The 5,775-nt window shown below is 66.3% G+C and carries 6 protein-coding genes; 2 read left to right on the forward strand and 4 right to left on the reverse strand.

The genetic code is table 11. The annotated features are described in order from the left end of the window. The first annotated feature begins 273 nt into the window (after nt 1-273). On the forward strand, nt 274-939 hold the full coding sequence (locus Q0925_RS11315; RefSeq protein ID WP_299335558.1) for a phosphoglycolate phosphatase: 666 nt from the start codon (nt 274-276) through the stop codon (nt 937-939). A 41-nt stretch (nt 940-980) separates the two neighbouring features. Here Q0925_RS11315 and cutA read toward each other — a convergent pair whose 3' ends face one another. Continuing rightward, nucleotides 981-1,325: a divalent-cation tolerance protein CutA gene (gene cutA / locus Q0925_RS11320; protein ID WP_343218119.1), complete on the reverse strand. Its 345-nt coding sequence runs from the start codon at nt 1,323-1,325 to the stop codon at nt 981-983. A 44-nt stretch (nt 1,326-1,369) separates the two neighbouring features. Then, nucleotides 1,370-1,570, reverse strand: a complete 201-nt coding sequence (locus tag Q0925_RS11325; protein ID WP_299335560.1) for an HEWD family protein — start codon at nt 1,568-1,570, stop codon at nt 1,370-1,372. Between the two features lie 81 nt (nt 1,571-1,651). On the opposite strand from Q0925_RS11325, the gene Q0925_RS11330 reads away from it, so the two are divergent. After that, entirely contained in the window at nt 1,652-2,212 is a 561-nt protein-coding gene (locus tag Q0925_RS11330; protein WP_299335562.1) for a class I SAM-dependent methyltransferase, read from the forward strand. On the opposite strand, the gene Q0925_RS11335 is transcribed toward Q0925_RS11330, so the two are convergent. Both Q0925_RS11335 and Q0925_RS11340 read right to left on the reverse strand, forming a co-directional pair. After that, nucleotides 2,209-3,156 (reverse strand): DUF368 domain-containing protein, encoded by a 948-nt coding sequence (locus Q0925_RS11335; RefSeq protein ID WP_299335565.1) that lies wholly within the window; start codon nt 3,154-3,156, stop codon nt 2,209-2,211. The genes Q0925_RS11330 and Q0925_RS11335 overlap by 4 nt on opposite strands. 6 nt (nt 3,157-3,162) lie before the next feature. Beyond that, nucleotides 3,163-5,775: oligosaccharyl transferase, archaeosortase A system-associated (locus tag Q0925_RS11340; RefSeq protein ID WP_299335567.1), on the reverse strand; the 2,613-nt coding region annotated here is incomplete at its 5' end.

The following is a 5,775-nucleotide window of genomic DNA, read 5'->3' on the forward strand; positions in this document are numbered from 1 at the left end:
GAACGAGAACGAAAACGAGAACGAAGGCGCCGAGGATGAAGGCGCAGAGAACGAAAACGAGAACGAGAACGAGCAAGAACACGAAGAGAACGAGAACGAAAACGAGAACGAAGGCGCCGAGGATGAAGGCGCAGAGAACGAAAACGAGCAGGTGGCAGACGCCTAAACGCAGGCTCCCGGACTTTCAGAGCGGGACCGCACGTTCCTGACTATCGCGTTTTTTGATCGCGTCGTAGCGCGTCGTTTATTACGGCCGCGCCGTTGAAATCGGATATGGCGCCGCCGCTTGTCCTCGACATCGACGGGACGCTCACGACGCCGGCCGGAGGGATCGACCCCCGGGCTTTCGAGACTGTCCCGGCGTGGGACGCGCCGGTCGTTCTGGCGACGGGGAAGGCGTTCCCGTACCCGGTCGCACTGTGTCACTTTTTCGCAATCCCGGAGCAGGTTGTCGCGGAGAACGGCGGCGTTGTCTACGCGGACGACGAGGTGACGTTGACGGTCGACGGCGACCGGGTTCGTGAGGCCGCACAGGCGTTCGTCGACCGCGGGGGCGACCTGGGATGGGGCACGGCCGACACCGTCAACCGGTGGCGGGAGACGGAGGTGGCAGTCAGCCTCGATGCTGACGAGGCGCTTCTCAGGAGCGTCGCAGCCGACTTCGACCTCGACGTGGTCGATACGGGCTACGCGTACCATCTCAAGACACCCGGCGTCGAGAAGGGCGACGGCCTCCGGTCGGTTGCGGAAACACTCGGCCTCGACCCCGAGGCGTTCGTCGCCGTTGGCGACAGCGAAAACGACGTGTCGACGTTCGAAACCGCGGGCCGCTCCTTTGCCGTCGCAAACGCCGACGACCCGGCCCGCGCCGCCGCCGACCGCGTCACCGACGGGGCACACATGGACGGAGTCTTAGAGGCTCTTGCCGCCGCTCGGTGACGTCTCGCCGGCCCACGGCCGGCGACCTGTATCCCGTGGCGTTACGATCCGTCGCCGTTCTCCTTACCCGCCTTTTGAACCGCCGAGACACACCACGACGCGAACGGATCGTGAGCGTCCGCGGCGTCGAACCGCTCGATACAGGGCACGTCGTGTGGGTGCCACTCGATCATCGCCGCCCGCAGGTCGTCGTACCGGTCCTCGGCGGTTTTGGCCAGTAGGATCGACTCCTCGTCCTCGTGGATTTCATCGCCCCAGCGGTACACCGAATCGCAGGGCACGACGTTCACACAGGCCGCCAATCGCTCGTCGACGAGTCGGCGAGCCAGCCCGTCCGCCGCCGCCTGCGGGGCGGTGACGTAGGCCGTGGTCATCGTCTCGGTCATACCCGGCGTCGACGCCACGAAAGTATAAACTGCCGCCCCCGCACCTACGCGTCGACGCCGTCGCCATCGGACTCGACAGGGACGAACGTGCCGTTGATATCCCACTCGTGGATGCAGTACACCTCGCCGACGCGCCGGTCGTCGCCGACGGCGACCCGCCACGTTCCCGTCGTGTCGTTCCATACCTCTCGGCGACCACACTCCTCGCACTCCCGCTCGGTCGGTTTCCGGATGGTCACGTCCATATCTGTGCCACCGCACGACGGGGATTTAACCCTGACCCACCGGCACGCGGTCTTTATATCACGCGGTCGATAGCCCACGACATGGGCTTTCATACGTTCGACGTCGACCGGGCTGACGCTCTTGAGGACGCGGCCGAACGGTACCGGTTCTGTTCACGCGAGGAGCTTCACGCCCTCGTTGCCCCCCACGAGGGTATGACGCTCGCGGACCTCGGCAGTGGGACCGGCTTCTACACCGACGCTCTCGCGCCACACGCCGGGATGGTGTACGCAATCGACGTCCAGTCGGCGATGCACGACCGCTACCGCGAGAAGGGCGTCCCCGACTCCGTTGAACTGGTCGAGGCCGAGGCCGGCGACCTACCGTTTGCCGCCGCCGCCCTCGACACCGTCGTTTCTACGATGACGTTCCACGAGTTCGCCGACTCAGACGCCTTGGCCGAGGTGGCACGGGTTCTCCGCCCCGGCGGGCGTCTCGTCACGGTCGACTGGGACCGCGACGGCGCCGGCGTGGCCGGCCCGCCGCGGGACGAGACCTACGCCATCGGCGACGCCATCGCGCTCCAGACCGACGCCGGCTTCGCGATCGAACGCGCCGAGACGCGCCCCGAGACGTACGTCACGGTCGCCCGCCTCGATTAGGCGTCCGTCGCCAGACCACCGGTGTAGCGCTCTAGGCCGAGAACGGCAACAGCCCCGACGACCGCCGCGAGTGCGAACGCGAGCGTCGCCCCCGCGGTCCAACCCGTAGGTAGGTTCCGGCCGGCCTCGACGACCGGGGCGCGCAACCCGCCGACGATGAGACTCACCAGAAATGAAAGCGTCGCGGCGCGGTACCGCTCCAGCGCCCAGCGAACCGCGTGGGCGACGGTGAACAGGCCAACGGCCGCGCCGGCGGCGAACGCGACAACGATCCGCCCGGGGTCGATCACCGCTGTCACGCTCCCGCCCACCGCAACGCCGAGCACCGAATCGACAAACGCCGACAGCCGGGCGACGAGGAACTCGTACTGCCCGAGAATGACGAGGATGAGCGAGCCAGAGATGCCGGGCAGGACCATGGCGCTGATAGCGACAGCACCGACGGCGACAACGACCGGCGTCGTCGAGGGAAGCGCCGCGGCGGCCTGTCCACCGCCGACGAACGCGAGCAGGAACCCGCCGGCCGACGCTCCGATCCGGCCGGGCGTGTTGAGGCTGACCTCCGAGGAGAGGACCACCGCCGACGCGGCAATCAGTCCGAAAAAGAACCCGAAGGCCGCGACGGGATCGGATTCGAGGGCGACGTGAAGGAGCCGCGTCGCCACGACGACGGCGGTGAGAATCCCACCACCGAGTGCGCCGAGAAAGAGCCCGTCGACCTCGTCGAACGCCTCACGGGCGTCGGCCCACCGGCCGGAGAGTGACGCGGCGAGAACACGCCGGACCCGCGCCAGGGTGATTGCTGTGACGGCACCGATCAACCGTTCGTAGATTCCGACGACCAGCGCGATGGTGCCGCCCGAGACACCGGGGACCGCGTCGGCCGCCCCCATGCAGATTCCCTTGAAATAGACGACGACGAGAGGGTGGAGCCGTCGTACCATCCGGTGTCAGTTCCTACCGACTGCGACCGCCGGGGGACCGAACGACGAAGCGGTCGTGTCCGATTTCGTGTCCTCCGGCCTGTCGCTCCCGGAATCGCGGTCGACCGATCCGACGGGTTCGAGTGTGGCCGATCCGTTTTCGGATCCTGACTCCGACCCCGAGTCGGACTCGTTCCCGTCCAGTGAGAGATTCTCCAGCGGGTTTGTCTCCTCCAACGTTACCTCGCGTTCGCCGGACACGTCACCGTTGACGCGACCCTCCTCGATCTGAATCTCGGATTGGTACTGGACGAGCGACCCGTTGTTGTTGGCGAGCGACGACTCGATCACGTACGGCCCGGCCGCGCGAACGCTCACGTTGGTGTAGCCGTTTTCGGGCCCGTACTCGTCGTACCCGGTCGTGGCGTATGGAAGGGTCATCGACAGTTCACCGTCCTCGTTCGTTCTCGTCCGTTGGGTGTAGGTGAACGTCTCGTTCGTTGTCGGAACGCGCATCGGCACCGTCGCCCGGACCGAGATGTTTGCCGGTAGTCCGTCGCTGGTGATCGTTGCCCCGGGAACCTGCTCGAACGTCTTCACCCACGACGGCTCGTACAGCGTCTGTGAAGACGGCGGGACGCCGGTCACGGCGAAGGTCTGGCGCTGGAGACGCTGGTACCGTCCGGATCGTTCGGCCGTCGACGAGTTGCTCACCTTCACCAGCCGGTGGTGTTCCAGTGCGGGAACCCGCTCGCTCGGGAAGTGGCCGACCCCGCCGACCTGTGCGGTGCCGTCCTCCTCGACGTACGCCTGTGCGGCCGACACGTTGTCGAACTGCCTGACCATCGACTCGTCCTCGGCCTGCGGCCCGGTTCGGACGGTGATCTCCTCGCCGGCCTGCGTCTGGACGCGCCGCTCCTCCCAGTCGACCACGATCGGCTGGGGATTCACGGCGCTCCCGTGGTAGGCGTACAGCCGCACCATCTGGCTCTCGTAGTAGCGCTGGGTTCGCAACTGGAAACTCCCGCGGAGGTTGCTGGTGTACACCCGGTTGTAGAAGTCCGACGACGTGACGTCGGAGTCGTCGTAGAACACGATTGGCGCGCCGAACTTCGACTGCGGGTGGACCATCTGCCAGTCGACCATCACGTACCGCGTGCCGGCGGCCTCTTTGTTGCGCTCGCCGAGCGCGTTCTGTGCCGCCGACTCGCTGGGCGCGAGCAGGTAGTTCGCCGCGTCGGTCGCACCCTGTTGGAACGGGTTGGCGTTCGGGATACGCTCGCTCCGGAGGGTGATCCAGTGGCCGTAGTCCCACCACGACTGCACGCCGTATGCCCCGGCCGGATAGTCGTAGTCGTCGGTTCTGTCGTAGGTGCCGTAGTACGCCAGCTCGTTGTCCGCGCCCCCGAGTGTTCCGGGGGCCGGCGTGTTCGACTCCATCCACCTGAGCGACTCGTCCCACTCTGTGACCGCGCCGACACCGGCCTGTTGGCCCGACCGCCACGCCGTGTCGCTTTGATCGAACTGGGCGTTGCCGGTGCCCCGAACGCTCATCGGGACGAGCAACACCGGCGTGATGATCAGCATTGCGGCCGCCAACACCGCGAGTACCTGATAGCCTTGGAGGTCACGGACGGTATCGAGCGTTCCGGTACGGAGGCCCAGATACGAGAGGATCTGTCCGATCAGGTAGGCGTTCGCGATGGCGACGATGGGTGCGAGATAGTAGTTGAACCGCACCTGCGTAAACGCCGCCGAGGTAATAAACGCCGCCCAGATCACGAACAGGAGCTGTTCGGCGTCGTAGTTCGTCTGGAGAACGGCACCGAAGAGGATAATGGCGATCAAGGTAACGCCGATCAGTTCGGAGACGACGCCCAGACTGTTGCCGAGCGCCCGGAACGGCCCGGGGACGAGAAAGAGTAGGCCGATGAGAGCCAGACTCCCGACCGCGTAGCCAATCCGTTCGGTTTCACCGCCACGGACCAGCGGTTTCGCGACCAGCCAGATAACAGCCGCGACGCCTGTAAAGAACGCGAGGCCGTAGTCGGCCATGATCCGCCCCGTGGCGGTCATACGATTCCGTTCAAGGATGTCCGGAGCGAGGTACGGTTGGGCCTCGGAGATCGTTCGCGTGGCCGCCCCTGCACTGAACCCGACAATGCGGAGGACGTTCGCCTGCACCGTCCCGAACAACGAGGGAAGGGCAACGGCGACGACGCCGGTGACGACGGCGATCAGGACGACGACGACACCTGGATAGTACGACCGGTCGAGGCTCCGGCCGTCGAACAGCCGAGCCAGCCCGGCAAGCACCGCCGCGCCGATGGCGACACCAAAGGCGAGGAGGGGCTGGAGCAAGGAGAACTCCACCGGACTGACCGATGTCGTGTCGAGTTGCACGAGCATCAGGACCGCAGCGACGGTCATCGAGACGACGCCGACGAACGCGACCGGCTCGGGCGACCCGCCCGTGACGTAGTCGCTTGTGAGTTGATAGACGAGGTAGATCCCGAAGATGCCGACCAGCATGACGCCTGGGGGCCACACCCACATGTAGAGTGCGACGGCGACGCCGGCGAGCGCGCTCCACAACGCGGGTTTGCGGAGGGCGTCGGTGTCGCGGTCGAGGACGAGTTC

Source organism: Haloplanus sp. (assembly GCF_028275055.1).
GTDB lineage: Archaea > Halobacteriota > Halobacteria > Halobacteriales > Haloferacaceae > Haloplanus.